The sequence below is a fragment of the Aquimarina sp. RZ0 genome, assembly GCF_008370685.1.
Classification (GTDB): domain Bacteria; phylum Bacteroidota; class Bacteroidia; order Flavobacteriales; family Flavobacteriaceae; genus Aquimarina.
Genome location: NZ_VTZU01000182.1, coordinates 1 through 2321, shown reverse-complemented (window position 1 = coordinate 2321; position 2321 = coordinate 1). Strand labels below are relative to the sequence as shown.

2 protein-coding genes are annotated in these 2321 nt (G+C 34.2%); both read left to right on the top strand.

All coding sequences use genetic code 11. The features are described 5' to 3' along the window. Positions 1 to 283 precede the first annotated feature (283 nt). Positions 284 to 604, top strand: coding sequence for a hypothetical protein (locus tag F0000_RS27050; RefSeq protein WP_149627814.1), 321 nt, complete (start codon positions 284 to 286; stop codon positions 602 to 604). A 624-nt stretch (positions 605 to 1228) separates the two neighbouring features. Next, on the top strand, positions 1229 to 2134 hold the full coding sequence (locus F0000_RS27045; RefSeq protein WP_149627813.1) for a PD40 domain-containing protein: 906 nt from the start codon (positions 1229 to 1231) through the stop codon (positions 2132 to 2134). Positions 2135 to 2321 lie beyond the last annotated feature (187 nt).

The following is a 2321-nucleotide window of genomic DNA, read 5'->3' as shown; positions in this document are numbered from 1 at the left end:
CGATAAGGTAATTACTTGATCTCTCGTAGTGGCACAAATCGAACCGATATAAATGGCACAGTTTGAACCGAAATGACTGGCACTATAACTCCGAAATCATTGGCACAAATCGAACCGAATTAACCATAGCACACATAATTCGTTTCTTTTTCACTTATATGTTTTCAAAAAATAGAACCGTAACTATGGCTGTGCTTCGATTTTTTAAAAACATATAAGCAAAAAATAATTCAAATTATTAATGCGCGATTTCAAAGTAAAAATGGTCTAAAACAATTAAATTATGGGAAAACAATATCCTGGATTAACTAAAGACCAAAGTGATAGAATTAGAGTATTAATGAACAAGCAAAATTCGCCTCATAAGAACGGATATCTTACTGAGAATGAAACTAAAGAATTATCGAAGTTGAATATTAAAAGGTGCAGAGCAAACGATGCGAAGAGCAAGGCTAGAAACAACTCATCCAGTCGACCAGACCTTTCCTTGGTTCAACAGCCAGACCTTTCCTTGGTTCAACAGGGAGTCTTTGGTGACAAACCATATCAAACAAATGTAGTTAAAGATATAAGATTAAAAAAACCTACTCGTCGAAAATTTTAAGGTGAGTGCTAGCTCACATAGAAAAGTAAGCATTCGGTAAACTCATTTCTTAGTATACCGAATGCTTGTTATTAATTTAAAATCTCATTTTCTTAATACCTAACTAATTGCTGTAAATGAGTAAGCCGATTGATAATCTGACTCCCAACTGATTTTATTCAATTGACCCTAACCGACATTTACTCGACTATTTATCAAAAAATATAATTGATAACCTCCGTTTTTGAGAAATCTAAAAATGATTATAAAACAAACGAATTACAACAAGATGTAAACGCTATGCTTTTTTGTGCTTGGAACTTAGGTTGTTTTCTTTTTGTAAGGTCGGCGCTACAAATTTTATTATTTTAACACTCAATTTAAAACACTAAAAAGTGTAACACCTTGTGATTATTCCGAAAGTCGCTGACTTTCTACGCGCACAGACGTGTGGTTGATTTATTTGAGGATAATAAATATTGGGATGAAAAAACTCCAATAGAAATAGTTGATGATATTGAGAAAGAAATAATGGACGAAACTAAATAAAACATACACACAACAGTTTGTATATTGCATATGCTCCCTTCGGGAAGCAAACGCAACATACAAGCAACGTTGGCAGTAATTAAAACAAACTAAAAAATGAATAACCACATAATTAAATTTTCAGCTTTGTTATCTGTAATATTTTTTAGTGCCTGTAAAACGGATAATTCGAAAGCCAATGAAAATGATTATTTGACCATAGAAAACCCATATCTTGGTCAAAAGCCACCAGGATTAACTCCTATACCATTTGCTCCAGGTCTTGTGTCAACAGAAATTTATGAATACGATGGTGCGTTTACCCCAGATATGAAGGCGTTTTATTTTATTAGAAAAGGAGAAGAAAATAAAAAATCAGCTTTTTACGAATACAAATACAATGAAATTAATGGGATGTGGGAAAAATCAGAAGTAGCATCTCCATGGATAGGCCGACCAGTAATAGCTCCAGATGGTGAAACCATGCATTTAGGTGACAGATATCTAAAAAGAACGGAATCTGGATGGTCCGAATTACAAAATCTTGAACCTCCTACTGTAAGTAATGATTCTATGTATATTATGCGTCTTTCATCATCGGCAAATGGTACGTATTATTTTGACACTTATAAAGAGAATGATTCAACTTTTCCAATTCGCTATTCCCGTTTAATAGATGGAAAGCATGAAGAACCCAGAGCTTTGCCCAAAGCAATAAATACAGGAACTTTTTTAAGCCATCCTTTTATAGCCCCAGATGAATCGTATTTATTATTTGATGCTGAACGGGAAGATGGTTTTGGAGACTCTGATATCCATATCAGTTTTAAACAAAATGATGGTAATTGGGGTGAAGGAATTAATTTGGGAGATAAAATAAACACCAAAGCATGGGAAGCTTCTGCAAGCATAACTCCAGATAGTAAATACCTTTTCTTTAATAGAAATGTAGGTTCGGACGATTTTGAAAATGTAGATATTTTTTGGGTAAGTACAAGGATTATAGAAAAACTAAGGCAATAAAACAATAACTCCTGCCAACAACTAAGCGTTCGTATGGTGCGTAGCGCCGATATATGAACGCAGTGTTGACTATCCCCGGCTGCTTTGCCGTATAGTTTTGTTTCTATGGGTTTTTCGTTAGGTTTGGTTGGTTGAATTACAGCTGGGTTATAGGAGTTTTTTAGTAGATCGTTGGTTTTTGGTAGTA